The following is a 16,231-nucleotide window of genomic DNA, read 5'->3' on the forward strand; positions in this document are numbered from 1 at the left end:
CGCATCAGCAGCCGGCCTGGCCGGACGCGGCCAGCGCGCGCACCGCCTTGGCGATGTCGGCGCCGACCTGCAGCACGGCGCGGCGGTGGCCGGCCACCAGCGCGTCGTAGCCGGAACCGGCCGGCAGCGCCTGCTTGGCCACGCTGCGGCAGGTCAGCACGGCGCTGCTGCCGACCCGGCGCACGCTCCACACGGCGTCGATCAACGCGTACTGGCCGGGCGCCGACTCGAAGCGCTGCACATTGGTGCTGATGCGGTAGACGGCGGCCTGCTCCGGCGTCGGCGTGCGGAACACGTCGATGGCGCCCAGCTCGCCGGTGACCGCCAGCGACAGCGCCTGGCCCAACTCGGCCGCCAGCGGCGCCGACCAGCGCTCCTGCTCCAGCAGCTCGACCCGGCCCGGGCCGGCCGCCACCACCAACTGGCTGCGGGCGACCTGCTGCGGCACGCTGACCGCCTGCAACTCGATGAACAGAGCGCCGCTGGCGCCGGTCTGCGCCGCCGGGACGCCCGCTGCACCGGATATGCCGGCCAAGCCGGGCGCAGCCGCTGTGGCGAGTGTCCCCGCTGCGCCGGCCGCGCCGGGTGCGACCGGCGCGCCAGAGGTGCCGGCAGCGCCAGGCGCCACCGGCGCGCCGCCACTGAGGCTGTAAAACCGTTCGACCGGCGGCGTGGCGCAGCCGGCCAGCGCCAGCAGCATCGTCAGCGCCGACAGCGCGGCCATTCGTGGCGCCTTGCGGCAAACGGGCACACTCATTTCTGATCTCCTTTTTTACCGCGCAACAGCGACTCGGGGTGCCGCTCCAGATAGTCCGACAGCGCGTTCAACGATTGCAGCGTCTGCGTCAACTGCTGCAGCGCCTCGCGTAGGTCGGACTGCACCGGCGAATCCTTTTGCAGCACCTGCTCGGCCGCGCCGAAGGTCTGCTTGGCCGCGCTCAGCGTGCCGCGCATCTCCGGCACCACCTGGGCGTCGAGCTGCTTGAACAGCAGGTTGGCGCTCTTCAGCGTTTGGTTCAGGTTGTTGCCGATGTCGGCGAACGGCACCTGGTCGAGCTTCTTGGCGATGCTGGCGATCTGGTCCTGCAACTCGTCCAAGCTGTTCGGCACCGTCGGCACCTCGAGCGGATACTGCGCCAGGTTCAGCTTGGCCGCCGGCGCCTTGGGGAAGAAGTCCAGCGCGATGTACAACTGGCTGGTCAGCAGGTTCCCCGTGCGCAGCTGGGCGCGCAGGCCACGGCTGACCATGCGCTCCAACACCTGCGGGCCGACGTTGTGGTCGCGCTCGTCGGCGATGGCCTGCTGGAAACGCTTGCCCAGGCGGCCCGGATACAGGTTCACCGTGACCGGCATGCGGAAGCTCTTCTTCACCGGGTCGTACTCGACGCCGACCGAGCGCACCTCGCCCAGCACGATGCCGCGGAAGTCCACCGGCGCGCCGGGCGACAGGCCGCGCAGCGACTGGTCGAAGTAGAACACCGAGGTGATCGGCTCACCGTCCGGCTCGCGCATCGCGCTGACCAGGTCGGGTGCCAACTGGAAGCTGGCGCCGTTGGCCGCCGGCTTCTCCGAGCCCGGCCCGTTGTAGATGGTCTCGAAGGAGATGCCGCCCACCACCAGCGCCGCCAGCGACTGCGTGTTGAGCTTGAAGCCGTTCGAATCGAGCCGCACGTCGATGCCGCTGGCGTGCCACCAGCGCGTGCTCTGGCTGACGAAGGACTCGTAGGGCGCGTTGACGAACACCGTCATGGTGACGCCGCCGCCCTCCTTGTCGAGCGAATAGCCGATCACCTGGCCGACCTGGATGCGGCGGTAGAACACCGGCGAGCCGATGTCGATCGAGCCCAGGCTGTCGCCGTGCAGCGTGTACTGGCGGCCCTTCTGGTCGCCGGTCACCTGCGGCACCTGCTCGAGGCCGACGAACTCCTCGCGCTGCTCGCCGGCCTTGCCGGCGTCGACGCCGATGTAGGCGCCCGACAGCAACGTGCTCAGGCCGGACACGCCGCTGGCGCCGACCCGTGGCCGCACCACCCAGAAGCGCGTGTCGGCCGCCGTGAAGCGGCGCGCCTCCTTGCTCATGTCGATCGTCACCAGCACCTTCGACAGGTCGGGCGCCAGGCGGATCGCCCGCACCAGGCCGATGTCGACGTCCTTGTACTTGACCTTGGTCTTGCCCGGCTCCAGGCCGTCGCCGCTGTGGAAGCTGACCGTCACCGTCGGCCCCTGGTCGAGCACCGATTTGACCACCAGGCCCAGGCCGATCAAGGCCGCCAGCAAGGGGATCAGCCAGACCAGCGAAGGCAGCCAGCGGCTGGCCGGTTCCACGTCCGGCGTGGGCAGGCGCGCCGGGTCGCCCTCGTTTTCAATCATGTGTTCCTCCAGAAGGCTCAATACGATGCGAATGCGGCAAGGCGGGCGGCGTTGGCGCCAACGGCGGCGAAGCCGGCGGCGCAGGCGGCTCGGCGGCGTCCCAGATCAGCCGTGGGTCGAACTGCAGCGAGGCCAGCATGGTCAGCACCACCACCGCGCAGAAGGCCAGCGCGCCGGGGCCGGCGGTGATCACCGCCAGCGTTTGGAAGCGCACCAGCGCCACCGTCAGCGTGATGACGAAAATATCCAGCATCGACCAGCGGCCGACGAACTCGACCAGCCGGTACAACACCGTGCGCTGATAGGGCCGCCAGCGCGAGCGGCGCTGCGCCGTCCAAGCCAGCAGCGACAGCGCGGCCAGCTTCAGCACCGGCACCACGATGCTGGCGATGAAGATGATGGCGGCCAGCGCCGGCGAGCCGCTGGTCCAGAAGTAGACCACGCCGCTGATGATGGTGTCGTCCTGCTTGCCGAACAGCGAGTGGGTGTACATCACCGGCAGCAGGTTGGCCGGAATGTAGAGGATGGCGGCGGCCAGCAGCAAGGCCCAGGTGCGGCCGATGCTGTCCGGACGGCGCCGGTGCAGCGTCTTGTCGCAACGGGCGCAATGCTGGTGCTGGTGCGGCGTGCCCAGGTCCGGCGCCACCAGGCCGCAGGCGTGGCACAGCAGCGGCGCGCGGCCGCCGCCGAGCAGCGCGCGCTCGTCCTGCGCGGCGCGCGGCAGCAGGCGGTCGCCCAGCTCCCACAGCGCGCGCGGCTCGTAGGCGACGACGAAGGCCAGCATCGCCGTCAGCGCGCCGAAGGCGAACAGGCCGGGCTGCACCAGCACCTGCGCCAGGCTGGTCATTTTGACGATGGTGATCAGGATGCCGATCATCAGCACCTCGGTCATGCCCCAGTGGCGCGCCGCGCTGACGGCGCGCAGCAGGCGGTGGAAACCCGGCAGCACGCGGCCGGCGCGCAGGCCCAGCGTGACGTACAGCAGCGCGCCCAGCTCGACCGCCGGGAATAGGATGGTGCTCAGGAAGACGATGGCCGCCACCAGCTGCATCTGCTCCTGCCACAGCACGACGATGGCGCCGAACAGCGTGGCCGACGAGCGCAGGCCGTTGACCTCCAGCTCGACGATGGGGCAGAACTGGGCGATCAGGAAGGTGAGGATGGCGCAGAGGACGATGGCGGCCATGCGCTCCGGGCCGGCGCCGCTGCCGCGATACAGCACCGAGCGGCAGCGCACGCAGCGCGCCTTTTGGCGCGGGCCGAGCGGCGCCTTGCGGTGCAGGGTGCCGCATTCATGACAGCTGATCAGATCGTATCGAGGCACGGGGTCGCGGTGGCTTGGTCGTGCCAGCATCATACGATAAAAGCAAGCTTCCCGGCGATCGCGGAACGTCGGCAAAAAACCGCAGCACAAACTAGGGTCAGACTCCCCGCCTTGGCGCTAGGGTCTGACCCTGGCTTGCTGCCGTTGGGCGGTCTTGTCGCCGCCGGCGCCTTGACGAAAAGCGCGCAGGACGCCGCGAAAATCAAGCGCCGAGGAAGTCCAGCAGCGTCATCGCCACCACCTTGGTGGCCTTGCGCAGCCCTCCAGCGCCAGCCGCTCGTCGCCCTTCTTGGCGTTCGACTCCGGCACCGTGCGCGGGCCGGCGCCGTACAGCACGGCCGGAATGCCGTGCTCGCCGTACAGGCGCGCGTCGGCGTACAGTGGCGTGCCCTGCGCCGGAATCAGCTCGCCGAGCACCGTCTGCGCGTTCTGCTGCAGGTGCGCCACCAGCTGCTCGCTGCCCGGCTGCGGCCGCAGCGCGTGCGACAGCAGCAGGCGTTTGATCTCGACGCGGATGCCGGGCTGGCCGCGCACCGCCTCCTCGATCAGCGCGCGCACCTGCGCCTCGACCGCCGCCGGGTCCTTCCTCCGGAATCATGCGGCGGTCCATCTTCAGCACCACCTGGCCCGGCACCACGTTGGTGTTGGTGCCGCCGTCGATGCGGCCGACCAGCATGGTCGGCGAATCGATGCCCGGCACCTTGGATTTGATCTTCTTCAGCTCCGGCAGCTGGCCGTAGATCGCGTTGAGGATGCGCGTGGCCGCCTGCAGCGCGTCGTGTCCCGTCTCCGGCATGGCGCCGTGGCCGGACTTGCCCAGCACGGTGATCTCGAACTGCAAACAGGCGTTGTGCGCGGTGACGATGTTGTAGCTGAAGCCGGCGGCGATGACGAAGTCCGGCTTGGTCAGCTTCTGCTCCAGCAGCCAGCCCGGGCCGAGCAGGCCGCCGAATTCCTCGTCGTAGGTGAAGTGCAGCTCCAGCGCGCCCTTCAGCGGCACGCCCAGCGCCTCCAGCGCGCGCGTGGCGAAGATGTAGGTGGCGAAGTCGCACTTGGAGACGGCGGCGGCGCGGCCGTAGATAAAGCCGTCCTGCACCACGCCGCCGTAGGGCGGGAAGGTCCAGCCCTCGCCCGGCGGCACCACGTCGCCGTGGGCGTTCAGCGCCACCGTCGGGCCGCCGGCCTGGTAGGGGCGGCGCACGATCAGGTTGGTGATGCTCTCCATGCCGTAGTCGCGCACCGTCTGCTGCGGCACGGCGTGCTTCTCGGCGCTCCAGCCATAGGCCTTGACCAGCTCGGCGACGGTGTCGGCGTGCGGCGCGTTGTTGCCCGGCGGGGTGTCGGTCGGCACGCGTAGCACCTGCTGCAAAAAGCCGACCTCCTCGTCGAAGTGGGCGTCGATCCAGCTGGCCAGTTGTTCTTTTTTCGAGCTCATGGTGGTGTCCTTTGTGCGGTGTTCTTTGTGCGGTGTTACTTGTGCGGTGTTACTTGGCGCCGGCTTCGAACCAAGCGCCGATGGCGGCCCGTTCGGCATCCGTCATATTTGTCAGGTTGCCGATCGGCATAGCCTTCAGCTGCACCGCCTGCTTGTAGATCTTCTCCGACTGCTGGCGGATCTGCTCGGCGCCGTCGAACATCACGCCGGCCGGCGCGGTGGCGAAGCCGGGCTGGCTGGGATGGGCCGAGTGGCAGCTGGCGCAGCGCTGCGCGACGACGGCCTGCACCTTGGCGAAGGCGGCGGCCGGATCGGCCACGGCCACGGCGGCGGGGCGCGGCGGCGCGATCGCCACCGCCACAGCCAGCAACAGCGCCACGCCAAACATTGGATAGCGCCACTCGGTGCGGCCCTTGTGGCGCAGGTTGAAGAAGTGGCGGATCGACACGCCGGCCGCCATGATGAAGGCCAGCACCAGCCAGGCGCGGTCGTTCCGATAGGTCATCGCATAGTGGTTGCTGATCATGATGAACAGCACCGGCAGCGTGAAGTAGTTGTTATGCACGCTGCGCTGCTTGGCGCGCTGGCCGTGCACCGGATCGGGCAGGCCGCCGGCCGCCATCGCCTCGACCATCTTGCGCTGGCCGGGAATGATCAGCATCAGCACGTTGGCCACCATGATGGTGCCGATCATCGCGCCGACGTGGATGTAGGCGGCGCGGCCGCTGAGCCAGTGCGTCAGGCCGAAGCCGGCCGCGACGATCAGCGCGAACACCACCACGCCGAACCAGAAATCGTGCTTGCCCAGCGGCGAGCGGCACAGCAGGTCGTACACCGTCCAGCCGACCAGCAGGCTGCCCAGGCCGAGGCCGACCGCCTGCCAGCTGCCGATGTCGGCCACATCCTTGTCGATCATCATCGCCTGGGCGTTGAAGTAGTAGGCGATGGTCAGCAGCGCGAAGCCGGACAGCCAGGTGGTGTAGGCCTCCCATTTGAACCAGTGCAGGTCCTTGGGCAGTTCGGCCGGCGCCACCAGGTATTTTTGCGGGTTGTAGAAGCCGCCGCCGTGCACCGCCCACAGCTCGCCCGAGACGCCCTTCTTGGCCAGGTCGGAACCGGGCGCCGGCGGGCGGATCGAATTGTCCAGCCAGACGAAATAGAACGAGGCGCCGATCCAGGCGATGCCGGTGATCACGTGCAGCCAGCGGACGATCAGGTTGAGCCATTCCAGGCCGTACGGGATCAAATAGGCGAACAAGTCCATGGCTTCCTTCTGGGGGTTAACTTTTAAGGCGATAGATGCGGCGAATTTACAGAAGATAGCCGGTATCGGTCCCGACCAGATGAAATATATCGTATATTCAACATATCCGATTCAATATAAGCGACAGCATGGCCTCCCTGCCACTACACCTCGACCTGCACCTGATCCGCATCCTTTACCTGCTGCTGGTTGAAAAGAACGTTTCGCGCGTGGCGCTCAAGCTGAACCAGCCGCAGCCGTCGATTTCGGCCTCGCTGCGCAAGCTGCGCGAGCTGACCGGCGACCCGCTGCTGGTGCGCGGCGCGCGCGGCATGGTGCCGACCCAGCACGGCGAAAGCCTGCTCTTGCCGGCCAAGCGCATCCTCGACGAGACCGAGAACCTGTTCGTCAAGAAGACGCCCTTCGTGCCGCAGGAGGAGTCGCGCACCTTCCACATCGCCGCGCCGGACTACCTCGACAGCCAGTTCCTGCCCAACATCGTGGCGGCGCTGCGGCGCGGCTCGCCGCTGTCGAAGGTGGTGATCCACAGCCTGGGACCGGGCATCGACTACATCCGCCTGCTCTCCGACGGCGACATGGACCTGGTCATCGCCAACTGGGAGGAGCCGCCGCAGCACCTGCACATCTCCAAGCTGTTCGAGGACCCGATCATCTGTACCATGCGCGCCGACAGCCCCTACGCCATGCGCACCGACAGCGACGCCATGACCCTGGCCGACTATTTGAGTTTGCCGCACGTGGCGCCGACGCAGATCCTGCCCGGCTACCACGGCGTGATCGACACCTTCCTGGCCAGCCAGAACCTGCAGCGCAACGTGATGGTGGAATCGGCCTACTTCGGCCTGATCCCCTACATGCTGACGCAGACCGACCTGGTGCTGACCACCGGCCGCCAGTTCGTCCGCTACTATGAGAGGACGCTGCCGCTGAAGACCTTCAGCGTGCCGGTCAAGTTCCCGCCGATGCGCTTCTACCAGCTGTGGCACGAGCGGGTGCACCAGGCGCCCGAGCACAAGTGGCTGCGCGACCAGGTCAGCGCGGCGGCCAAGGCGCTGCTGCCGCAGTAGAACAAGAGCTTGCTTCAACATGAGGGCTGCTGGGCGCGTCCGTCGACGAAGCGCGCCGGTTCCGGCGTCATCTCGCTTACTTCAACGGTGGTTCGGCGTCCGGGCGTTGCTGCGTCTGGGTCGGCCCCAAATGCAGGCTAATTTCGGCGGAAGAGTTCAAACTACTCAAGGACCTGTATCCGATCACCGCCGCCCCAACGACGATAATCGTCACAACGTTGACCAATAGATTTGCGCTGACTTGCGCGCACCATCCCCAAAAGCCACGTCGTCCGTCCAGCTTCCGCTCAATCACGTCGAACCGTCTGCTAAATTCCGATTCACGCAACTCCAAACTGATGCGTGCAACATGTTCCATCAGCCCGTTGGCAAGGAAGTTTTCCGCCAATGCCTGCGCCCTTGATTTGTATCCCTCCAGCTGGCTTTCCAGTCCGCTTTGCTGGCAAAAAACAGCCATCTCCTCATCTGTAGGCGGCCTGGCATATTGCTCCAAGATATTTCTAATGAAGGCGACCTTGTGCTGCTTGTAGAGCACATAGGCAAACGCCCCGACCGCGTCATCGGGGCTGCTGACCAAGCGTTCATACACATGATTGTGTGAGCGTGACATTGCACGCTCAGCCATTGGCGAGTTGTCGCCTTGCGGCTGCATACGCGTTGTTGATCTGTTCCCGGGAGAATCGCACCTCGCGCAGAATCTTGTCACTGATTTCTGAAGTGACGGGCGCCGCCCCACGCGCGATCATCCTTTGATTAATTCGAAGCACATCCGCGCGGCTGAAGAGTCGTAGATTGCTCATGTTGAATTCCTCCTTGGCAGAAATATTGCGGTCCATTTGGTATGAAAACTGCGACATCACCGATCCAACGAAAAGTATACGCCAGGTTTGATCGCTTTCCTTGACGCCGCTCGTTCGCAGTCATCGATCGCCATCCCTGCACGCCAGCTTAAACGGCGTACAGGACGCGCGCCGTCCTCACCTGCCGTCGAGGAAGCGGCCCAGCTCGGGCGTGGTTTCGATGCGGTGGCGCTCGAGCAGCTTGCGGTAGGCGCCGCCGGCCAGGTAGGCCTTGAACTCGAGGTCGAACTGGTCGCGCAGCGCCGTCAGCCGCAGCGACTTGGCGAAGGCGATGTGGCTGGCCACGTTCTCCAGCGCCAGCGGCAGCTGGACGATGTCGGCCGCGCCGGCGCCCATCCGGCGCAGCGTGTAGCTGGCGGTGTACAGGTTGCTCGGCACCAGGTCGAGCCGGCCCAGCGCCAGCTTGCGGAAGTTCTGCTCCAGCGTGGCCACCTCGCGCACCGCCAGCGCGGCGCGCGCCGCCTCGAAGCGGGCGCCGTAGTTGACGCTCAGGACGGTGCCGACGCGGCTGCCGGCCAGCGCGGCCAGGTCGCCGTCGAAGCCGGTGGCGCCGTCGCGCTGGCCGTAGAAGTAGATAATCTGCGGCAGGATCGACTCGCGGCTGAAATCGAGGAAGCCCTCGCGCTCGGCCGTGCGGAAGATGGTGAACACGCAGTCGCGCTGGCCCTGGCGCACCAGCGCCAGCGCCCGTCCCCAGGGATAGATTTCGACGCTGACGGTGTGGCCCATGCGGGCGAACACGGCGCCGACCAGGTCGACCGCCAGGCCGTGTACCGGCCCGCCGGCCTCCTGCTGGATCAAGGGCGGATAGTCGAGCGAGACGCAGCGGTAGTGGCCGGCCCAGGCGCGCGGCGGCAGCGCTGCCGCGACCAGCAAACAGGAAAGGCGAACCAGCACGCTCCAGCGTCCCACAGTCGCTCCATGAGCAGCGCGGCCGGCGCCGCAATAGCGCCAGTATAGCGCGCGGCGGCGCCGCCGCCGGACAGTCGCCGGCCGGCGCAGGCCGGCGCCGCAATAGCGCCAGTATAGCGCGCGGCGGCGCCGCCGCCGGACAGTCGCCGGCCGGCGCAGGCCGGCGCCGCAATAGCGCCAGTATAGCGCGCGGCGGCGCCGCCGCCGGACAGTCGCCGGCCGGCGCAGGCCGGCGCCAGCCGGCGTCGGGCGCGGCGCGCGCTTAGCCGGCGCGCGCCTTGCGCCGCCGCGCCGCCAGGCCGACCAGGCCCAGGCCGCCGAGCAGCATGGCGTAGGTGTCCGGCTCGGGCACGGCGCTGATGCTCGGACCGCTGACGCCGAACGGATCGCCGACACGGCTGCTGCTCCAGGTGCACTCGTAGACACAGCCTTGCGGATCATTCCAGCTGTTGAAGGTCCACAGGTTGTAGCTCACTTCGACGTCCTGTCCGGCCGCCACGCTGCCCAGGCCCACCGCGCCATGGAAGTTGGCCATCGTGTAGGAGATGGCGTCGCGCATCGGGTTGACATGCAGGCTGCCGGTGCCGAAATCGACGCCCTGCTTGACCACAGAGGTGGCGCGGTCCTGCACCTGGAAGCGCGCATACGAGCTCCAGACCTCGACCCCGCCCACCGTGACGTTGGCCATGTAGCCCATGGCGAAATCGCTGCCGCCGCGGTGGCCCAGGTACTCGACGTCGAAATAGAGACCGCTCACGTCCAGGTTCAACTGGTATCGCTGGCTGTTCTGCGTTTGATTCTGGATGCTCTCGGTCCAGCCGACCCTGGCCACGGTGGTGCCGCCGGCCGACATGAAGGTCGAGGCCGCCATCACGCCGTTGACGTCGACATGCGCCTCGGCGTCGAGATAGCGCGAGTAGTTGGCATGGCCGCCGTTGGCGGAAACGAGGTCGGGGGTCGCCAGATCGATCGAGCTGGGGTCCGAGCGGGCGACGGAACCGGACGGCAAGCCGGCGGTGTGGGCCATCCCGGCCGGATCATAGCTCAGCGACGCGTCCACGCGTGCCGCCTGGGCCAGTGTGGAACAGCCGAGCAGCAACGCGCCGGCGCCGGCACAGGCCAGCTTCTTAGACATCTTCATCATCGTGTTTCCCATAGTATGTGTGTGAGCCGCAATGTTGTAATTTTTGCAGTTTTTTGATTGTATACTAATATCTATATGACAATTTCACATATAGTCACATCGGCGGAAATAGATGGATTTGGTCGAATGCGCGCGGGCTTGACGCGGTGCAGCAACGGCGCCGCCGACGGCGCGGCATCGCGGGAGCACGGGGAACATGGGAGAAAAGCGCGCAGCGCAGCATGGCGCCGGCGCGGCGCGGGGTCCGCGCTCAGCCGGGCGGGCGGGCGGCGATGAATTCGGCCAGCCGCTCGGCCGGCAACGGCCGGCTGTACAGATAGCCCTGGTAGGCCTGGCAGCCCTCGGCGACGATGAAGTCGAACTGCGCGGCCGTCTCGACGCCCTCGGCCAGCACCGTCATGTCGAGCGCCTGGCCGAGCGCGACGATGATGCGCACGATGGCCGCGCCGTGGCCCTCGCCGCTGATCTCCTGGATGAAGGAACGGTCGATCTTCAACTGGTCGAGCGGCAGCCGGTGCAGGTAGGACAGCGAGGAGTAGCCGGTGCCGAAATCGTCCAGCGCGAAGCCGACGCCGACCTCGCGCAGCAGGCACATCTTCTCGACGGTGCCGGCGACGTCCTTCAGCAGCAGGCTCTCGGTCAGCTCCAGCTTCAGGCGGCCGGCCGGCGCGCCCGTCTCGGCCAGCACCGCCAGCACCTGCTCGACGAAGTCGGGACGGTGGAACTGGTGGGCGCTGACGTTGACCGCCATCTCCAGCGCGGCCGTGGCGGCGGCGCCGGTCCACTGCGCCAGTTGCCGGCAGGCGCTGCGCAGCACCCACTGGCCGAGCGGCACGATCAGGCCGGTGTCCTCGGCCACCGGGATGAACTCGGCCGGCGACACCAGGCCGCGCCGCGGGTGGTTCCAGCGCACCAGCGCCTCGGCGCCGGCCAGGCGGCCGTCGACGCCGACCTGCGGCTGGTAGTGCAGCACGAACTCCTCCTGCGCCAGGGCGCGCCGCAGGTCGGCCTCCAGCGCCACGCTGGCGGCGACCCGCCGCTGCATCTCCGGGTCGAAGCAGGCGATGGTGTTGCGGCCGGCCGCCTTGGCCTGGTACATGGCCAGGTCGGCGCGCTGCAGCACGTCGTCGACGCTGCCGGCGTCGCGGTCGAAGATGGTGATGCCGATGCTCGGCGTGCTGTACTGCTGCACGCCGGCGATCTCGAACGGCTGGCAGAAGGCCTGCTGCACCTTGCGCGCGCTTTCCTGCGCGCCGGCGGTGGCGGTGGCGGCGTCCGAATCCAGGCTCGTCCAGCAGCACGACGAACTCGTCGCCGCCGAAGCGCGCCACCGTGTCGCTGGCGCGCACCGCCGACAGCAGCCGCTGCGCCACCAGCTGCAGCAGGATGTCGCCCTTGTCGTGGCCGCGCGTGTCGTTGATGGCCTTGAAGTTGTCCAGGTCGATGAACAACACGGCGCCGCTGTGGCCGATGCGCCCGCACAGCGTCAGCGCGTGCTCGATGCGGTTGAGCAGCAGCTGGCGGTTGGGCAGGCCGGTCAGCCGGTCGTAGAAGGCCAGCTGGTGGATCTCGGCCTCGCTGGCCTTGCGCGCGCTGATGTCGAGGAAGTAGATGGCCAGGCCCTCTTCCGACGGGTAGGCGCGGATCTCGGTCCACAGCTTGAGCGGCGCGTAGTACTCCTCGAAGGAGACCGAGCTGTTGCCCTCGACCGCGCGGTGGTAGGCGCGGTAATAGGGGCCGCCGACGGCCTCGGGGAACACCTGCCAGACGTTGCGGCCGATGACCTCGTCGCGCCGGCACTGCAGCAGGCGCTCGGCCTCGCCGTTCATGTAGCTGAGGTTCCAGTCGCGGTCGAGCATCAGGAAGGCGTCGGTGATGCTCTCCAGGGTGGCGGTGAGGCGCGCCGCCAGCCGCGCCGCGCTGCGCTCCGGCGTGTTGTTGCCCGCGCCATCCTGGGCGGATGGGGAGTGCGTGGAATCTTGCATCGTGCGATCTGCCCCGCCGAGTCCGTCGAAACGGCGCGCCGGCCCCGGCAAAACCGGCGCGCCACAGGACGATCATAAGCAATTCCGCGCGAGCGAGCGACTACTAACTTTATTGCGAACAGGAAAACAACAAGGCCGCCATCGCGGCCTTCGGGGGGCGCTAGAAGAGGTGGTCGATGCCGATGGAGACGCCGGTCTGGCTGGTCTGGCTGCCGATGCGCGAGCTCCCGCTCAGTTTGGCATAGTCGATGTCGGCGTACAGATTGGTCCGCTTGGACAGGTAGTGGACGGCGCCAACCATGAAGAGTTTGCGCGCGCCGGCAATGCGCGCCACCGAGGTTTTGGTCTGGTAGTAGGCGGCGCTGACGACGGTTTGCGGCGCCACGTCGACGCTGACGCCGCCCCAGGCGTTTTTGGTGGTGCTGTCGATGCCGGAGGCGGTCGCCAGTTTGTCGGCCATGTAGCCGCCCGCCACCCGCGCCGCGCCGAATTTGTAGGCGGCGCCGACGGTGTAGTGGCGGTCGGCGAAGCCTTCCACGTCGCGGCTGCTGTAGGCGCCGCCCCAGTTCAGCGCCCCTTGCGCATAGGCCAGGCCGACCGCCTTGGCGGTGTTGGTGCCGGCGTTGCCGGCCTTTTCGCCGGGCGCGTACTCGGCCCGCACCTTGTAGGCGCCGAAGCTGCCGGTGTATTGGATGTTGTTGTCGTAGCGCCCGCCCGCGGTCGCCGCCGACACCGGGATGATGTAGGCGTATTTGTAGTTGAAGGGGTCGTAGTCGTTGGCGGTGAAGAAGGCGATGGTGTACTGGTGGCCGAAGTTGATCTGTCCCCACTTGCCCGACACGCCCACCCACGAGCTGCGGTTGAACAGGCGTCCGCCGGCGTTGTCGAGCGCGCCGGTGCCGGTGTTGAAGCCGCTTTCGAGTTTGAAGTGCACCTTCATGCCGTCGCCCAGGTTCGTCGCTGCCGATGAAGCCGAGCCGGTTCGGGTAGTACTGGCCGTTCGAACCGACCGACAGTTTGCTGTCGCCGGCGGCGTTGACGTTGGTCTGGTGGCGCAGGCCGCCGTCGATGGAGCCGTAGATGGTGACGCCGCTTTGCGCCTGCGCCGCGCCGGCCAGCGCCGCCATGATGGACATTGCCGCCAGTGCCAGGATGTGTTTTTTCATTCTTGTCTCCGTTGTGGTGTTGAGGTGCTGCGGGTCCGGGCGCTCAGCTTCGTTTGTCTGTTCCGCCCGGCTTGGGTGGGACCGGCGCCGCTGCTGGGCGCCGCCGGCCGGTGCTGGCTGCCCGCCGCGGCGGCCGCGGCGGGCAGTTCTGAAAATCTCAAGATCGACAGGGCGCAGCTCTCCCGCGCCGCTCGCCGGCGGCGTCTGCAACAGCGCTGCGGGGGGCGGGCGCCGGGCCCGCGCGGGCTCAGCCGGCCGGCGCCGCCAGGTTGCGCACCAGGACCAGCGATTCGCCGCGGCAGATGACACGCCCGTCCGCGCCGGTGAGCACGCTGGACAGGTTGACCAGGTCCTTGTCGGCGCGCAGGCGGACGATTTCAACTTCGGCGGCGATGCGCTCGCCGACGTAGGCCGGCGCGACGAAGCGCAGCGTCTGCTTCATCCAGCCGGTGCCGCGCCCGGGCAGGCGGGTGCCGAGCAGGTCGGAGAACAGGCTCGCCAGCAGCGGCGGCGGCACCAGGCGGCCGGCGAAGCCGTGGGCGACGGCCCAGTCGTCGCTGTGGTGCAGCGGGTTGCGATCTCCGGTCAGCGCCGCGTAGTCGGCCAGGTCGGCCTCGCTCAGGGTGCGCTCGGCGCGCGCGCGCATGCCCAGGCGCAGTCCGCGCAGTTCCTCGTCGCTGGCGCCGGGCGCGCCGGCCGGCGCCATGTCGGCGGCGGCCCCGGCCGCCAGCGCGGCGGCGCCGCCGGCGCCGCTCACCCGCGCGCTGCCCTGCGCCGTGACGACGGCCGCGCCGCCGGCCTGCTTGCGCACCACGGTGCTGAAGCTGCGGCTGCCGTCGCCGCGCCCCGGCAGCGGCGTGACCAGCACCTCGACCTCGTCCTGCGCGTAGCTGGGATTGGGGAACATCAGTTCCTGCTCGAGCTGCAGCATGCCGGCGCCGGGCACGGCCTCCTCCAGGGCGCGGTAGATCAGGCCGTAGAGGAACATGCCGTGCGCGACGGTGGCGCCGAAGTGGCTGCGGCCGGCGAACTCCGGGTCGCAGTGGATCGGGTTGTTGTCGCCGCTGAGCACGGCGAAACGGTCGAAGTCGGTCTGTTGCAGCGTGCGGCGAAAGCCGGATTGGACTGAGCTCATGGCGCGGTTCCTTCTTGAGTGCCGAGATCGGCGAATTGGCTGCGGAGTTTGTGTTTTTCGAGTTTGCCCGACGGCGTGCGCGGCAGCGCGTCGAGGACCACCACGTGCCTGGGCACCTTGTAGCCGGACAGGCGGGCGCGGCAGAAGGCTTGCAGCTCGGCCGGCGCCAACGGCTGCCCGGCCTTGAGCACGACGATGGCGGCGCCGACGTCGCCCCATTTGGCGTCGGCCACGCCGATGACGGCGGCGTCGGCGATCTGCGGCATCTGGAACAGCACGTTTTCGACTTCGGCCGGATAGACGTTTTCCGCGCCGGAGATGTACATGTCCTTGGCGCGGTCGACGATGTAGTGGTCGCCCTCCTCGTCGAAGTAGGCGATGTCGCCGGAGCGCAGCCAGCCGTCGACGAAGGCCTCGGCGCTGGCCTGCGGCAGCTTCCAGTAGCCGGGCGTGACGCCGGGCCCCTGGATGTAGAGTTCGCCGCGCTGTCCCGGGCCGGCGTCGCTGCCGTCGGCCAGCACCACGCGCGTGCGCATCGAGCCGACCGGCCGGCCGATGGTGCCGGTCTTGCGCCGGGCGGTCGCCTCGTCGCAGATGAACACGGTCGGCCCGGTTTCGGTCATGCCGAAGCCGAAGCAGATGGTCACGCCCTTGGCCTGGTACAGCTCGAGCAGGCTGTGCGCCATCGGCGAGCCGCCGGCCGACCAGTGGCGCATGGCGCCGAAGCGCGCGGCGCCGAAGCCGGGGTGCTGGCTCAGCATCAGGTAGACCGCCGGCACGCCGAGGAACAGCGTCACCGTGCCGTCGAGCAGTTCGAGCGCGGCGCCGGCGTCGAACTGCTGCATGATGTGGACCGTGCCGCCGGCGTGCAGCACAGGATTGGTGTACAGGTTCAGGCCGCCCGTGTGGAAGAACGGCAGCACATTGAGCAGCACGTCGCGCTGCGACAGGCCGGTCGCCAGCATGCAGTTGACGGCGTTGAAGTAGACCATGCCGTAGGTCTGCATCACGCCCTTCGGCGTGCCGGTGGTGCCCGAGGTGTAGAGCAGGTGCCAGACCTCGTCCATGCCGCGCGGCGGCATTTCGATGGCGTCGCCGCAGGCGCCGGCCAGGCAGTCCTCGTAGCCGCGCGCGCCGGCCTGCTCGGCCCCGCCCGTGGCGCCGATCACCACCGCCTGCCGCGCCCGCAGGCCCGGCAGCTGCGCCCGCAGCGCCTCGGCGGTGGCGCCGAAGGGCTGGCCGTAGACCAGCAGGGCCGGCTCGGCGTCCTGCAGAATCGGCAGCAGCTCGGCCGGCGCCAGGCGCCAGTTCAGACAGACCATGACCATGCCGGCCTTGGCGCAGCCGTACAGCAGCTCCAGATAGTCCGAGGAATTCTGCGCCAGCACCGCCACGCGCGCGCCCGGCTGCAGGCCGGCCCGCGTCAGCAGGTAGTCGGCGACGCGGCTGGCGCGCTCGTTGAACTGCCGGTAGGTCCACTCGCGCCCGCTGGCCAAGTCCACCAGCGCGGTCTGGTCCGGCCGGTGCAGCGCCTGCTTGTGCAACCAATCCACTACATACATGTGCCGC

12 protein-coding genes and 3 pseudogenes are annotated in these 16,231 nt (G+C 68.3%); 1 reads left to right on the forward strand and 14 read right to left on the reverse strand.

Annotated features, from left to right (window positions below):
* Positions 1-4: 4 nt before the first annotated feature.
* From QC826_RS23560 to QC826_RS23580, 5 genes and pseudogenes are all read right to left on the reverse strand, one after another.
* Positions 5-757, reverse strand: coding sequence for a PqiC family protein (locus tag QC826_RS23560; RefSeq protein ID WP_279762702.1), 753 nt, complete (start codon positions 755-757; stop codon positions 5-7).
* The gene (locus QC826_RS23565; protein ID WP_279762704.1) at positions 754-2,370 is read right to left on the reverse strand and encodes an intermembrane transport protein PqiB; all 1,617 of its coding nucleotides are present in this window, start codon (positions 2,368-2,370) and stop codon (positions 754-756) included. The genes QC826_RS23560 and QC826_RS23565 overlap by 4 nt, the downstream gene beginning before the upstream one ends.
* Positions 2,363-3,694 (reverse strand): paraquat-inducible protein A, encoded by a 1,332-nt coding sequence (locus QC826_RS23570; RefSeq protein ID WP_279762705.1) that lies wholly within the window; start codon positions 3,692-3,694, stop codon positions 2,363-2,365. Before QC826_RS23570 ends, QC826_RS23565 begins: the two co-directional genes overlap by 8 nt.
* Before the next feature lie 202 nt (positions 3,695-3,896).
* Positions 3,897-5,129 (reverse strand): annotated as a pseudogene (locus QC826_RS23575) (M20/M25/M40 family metallo-hydrolase).
* Between the two features lie 49 nt (positions 5,130-5,178).
* Complete coding sequence (locus QC826_RS23580) at positions 5,179-6,393, reverse strand: urate hydroxylase PuuD (protein ID WP_279762706.1); 1,215 nt, start codon at positions 6,391-6,393, stop codon at positions 5,179-5,181.
* Positions 6,394-6,521: 128 nt separating this feature from the next.
* Here QC826_RS23580 and QC826_RS23585 point away from each other — a divergent pair, with 128 nt between their 5' ends.
* Entirely contained in the window at positions 6,522-7,460 is a 939-nt protein-coding gene (locus QC826_RS23585) for a LysR family transcriptional regulator (RefSeq protein WP_279762707.1), read from the forward strand.
* A 76-nt stretch (positions 7,461-7,536) separates the two neighbouring features.
* Here QC826_RS23585 and QC826_RS23590 read toward each other — a convergent pair whose 3' ends face one another.
* From QC826_RS23590 to QC826_RS23630, 9 genes and pseudogenes are all read right to left on the reverse strand, one after another.
* Positions 7,537-8,112, reverse strand: a complete 576-nt coding sequence (locus QC826_RS23590) for a hypothetical protein (protein ID WP_279762708.1) — start codon at positions 8,110-8,112, stop codon at positions 7,537-7,539.
* Complete coding sequence (locus tag QC826_RS23595) at positions 8,078-8,317, reverse strand: hypothetical protein (RefSeq protein ID WP_279762709.1); 240 nt, start codon at positions 8,315-8,317, stop codon at positions 8,078-8,080. Before QC826_RS23595 ends, QC826_RS23590 begins: the two co-directional genes overlap by 35 nt.
* Positions 8,318-8,437: 120 nt before the next feature.
* Positions 8,438-9,217, reverse strand: coding sequence for a substrate-binding periplasmic protein (locus tag QC826_RS23600; RefSeq protein ID WP_279762710.1), 780 nt, complete (start codon positions 9,215-9,217; stop codon positions 8,438-8,440).
* A 277-nt stretch (positions 9,218-9,494) separates the two neighbouring features.
* A complete protein-coding gene (locus QC826_RS23605) occupies positions 9,495-10,376 on the reverse strand; it encodes a PEPxxWA-CTERM sorting domain-containing protein (protein WP_279762711.1) in 882 nt (293 codons plus the stop codon).
* Positions 10,377-10,626: 250 nt separating this feature from the next.
* The gene (locus QC826_RS23610; protein WP_279762712.1) at positions 10,627-11,607 is read right to left on the reverse strand and encodes a putative bifunctional diguanylate cyclase/phosphodiesterase; all 981 of its coding nucleotides are present in this window, start codon (positions 11,605-11,607) and stop codon (positions 10,627-10,629) included.
* Between the two features lie 109 nt (positions 11,608-11,716).
* Positions 11,717-12,361, reverse strand: a pseudogene (locus QC826_RS23615) (diguanylate cyclase domain-containing protein); the annotation flags it as partial.
* A gap of 160 nt (positions 12,362-12,521) precedes the next feature.
* Positions 12,522-13,527: pseudogene (locus tag QC826_RS23620) on the reverse strand (porin).
* A gap of 247 nt (positions 13,528-13,774) precedes the next feature.
* Entirely contained in the window at positions 13,775-14,662 is an 888-nt protein-coding gene (locus QC826_RS23625; RefSeq protein WP_279762713.1) for a MaoC/PaaZ C-terminal domain-containing protein, read from the reverse strand.
* Positions 14,659-16,224 (reverse strand): acyl-CoA synthetase, encoded by a 1,566-nt coding sequence (locus QC826_RS23630; RefSeq protein ID WP_279762714.1) that lies wholly within the window; start codon positions 16,222-16,224, stop codon positions 14,659-14,661. The genes QC826_RS23625 and QC826_RS23630 overlap by 4 nt, the downstream gene beginning before the upstream one ends.
* Between the last annotated feature and the right edge of the window lie 7 nt (positions 16,225-16,231).

The organism is Rugamonas sp. DEMB1 (genome assembly GCF_029834475.1).
GTDB classification, from domain to species: Bacteria; Pseudomonadota; Gammaproteobacteria; order Burkholderiales; family Burkholderiaceae_D; genus Rugamonas; species Rugamonas rubra.

Bases quoted from the DNA above. Each gene is read 5' to 3' on its own strand.
- QC826_RS23560 (WP_279762702.1), bottom strand. From the start codon at position 757: ATGAGTGTGCCCGTTTGCCGCAAGGCGCCACGAATGGCCGCGCTGTCG.
- QC826_RS23565 (WP_279762704.1), bottom strand. From the start codon at position 2,370: ATGATTGAAAACGAGGGCGACCCGGCGCGCCTGCCCACGCCGGACGTG.
- QC826_RS23580 (WP_279762706.1), bottom strand. From the start codon at position 6,393: ATGGACTTGTTCGCCTATTTGATCCCGTACGGCCTGGAATGGCTCAAC.
- QC826_RS23585 (WP_279762707.1), top strand. From the start codon at position 6,522: ATGGCCTCCCTGCCACTACACCTCGACCTGCACCTGATCCGCATCCTT.
- QC826_RS23590 (WP_279762708.1), bottom strand. From the start codon at position 8,112: ATGCAGCCGCAAGGCGACAACTCGCCAATGGCTGAGCGTGCAATGTCA.
- QC826_RS23595 (WP_279762709.1), bottom strand. From the start codon at position 8,317: ATGTCGCAGTTTTCATACCAAATGGACCGCAATATTTCTGCCAAGGAG.
- QC826_RS23605 (WP_279762711.1), bottom strand. From the start codon at position 10,376: ATGATGAAGATGTCTAAGAAGCTGGCCTGTGCCGGCGCCGGCGCGTTG.
- QC826_RS23625 (WP_279762713.1), bottom strand. From the start codon at position 14,662: ATGAGCTCAGTCCAATCCGGCTTTCGCCGCACGCTGCAACAGACCGAC.
- QC826_RS23630 (WP_279762714.1), bottom strand. From the start codon at position 16,224: ATGTATGTAGTGGATTGGTTGCACAAGCAGGCGCTGCACCGGCCGGAC.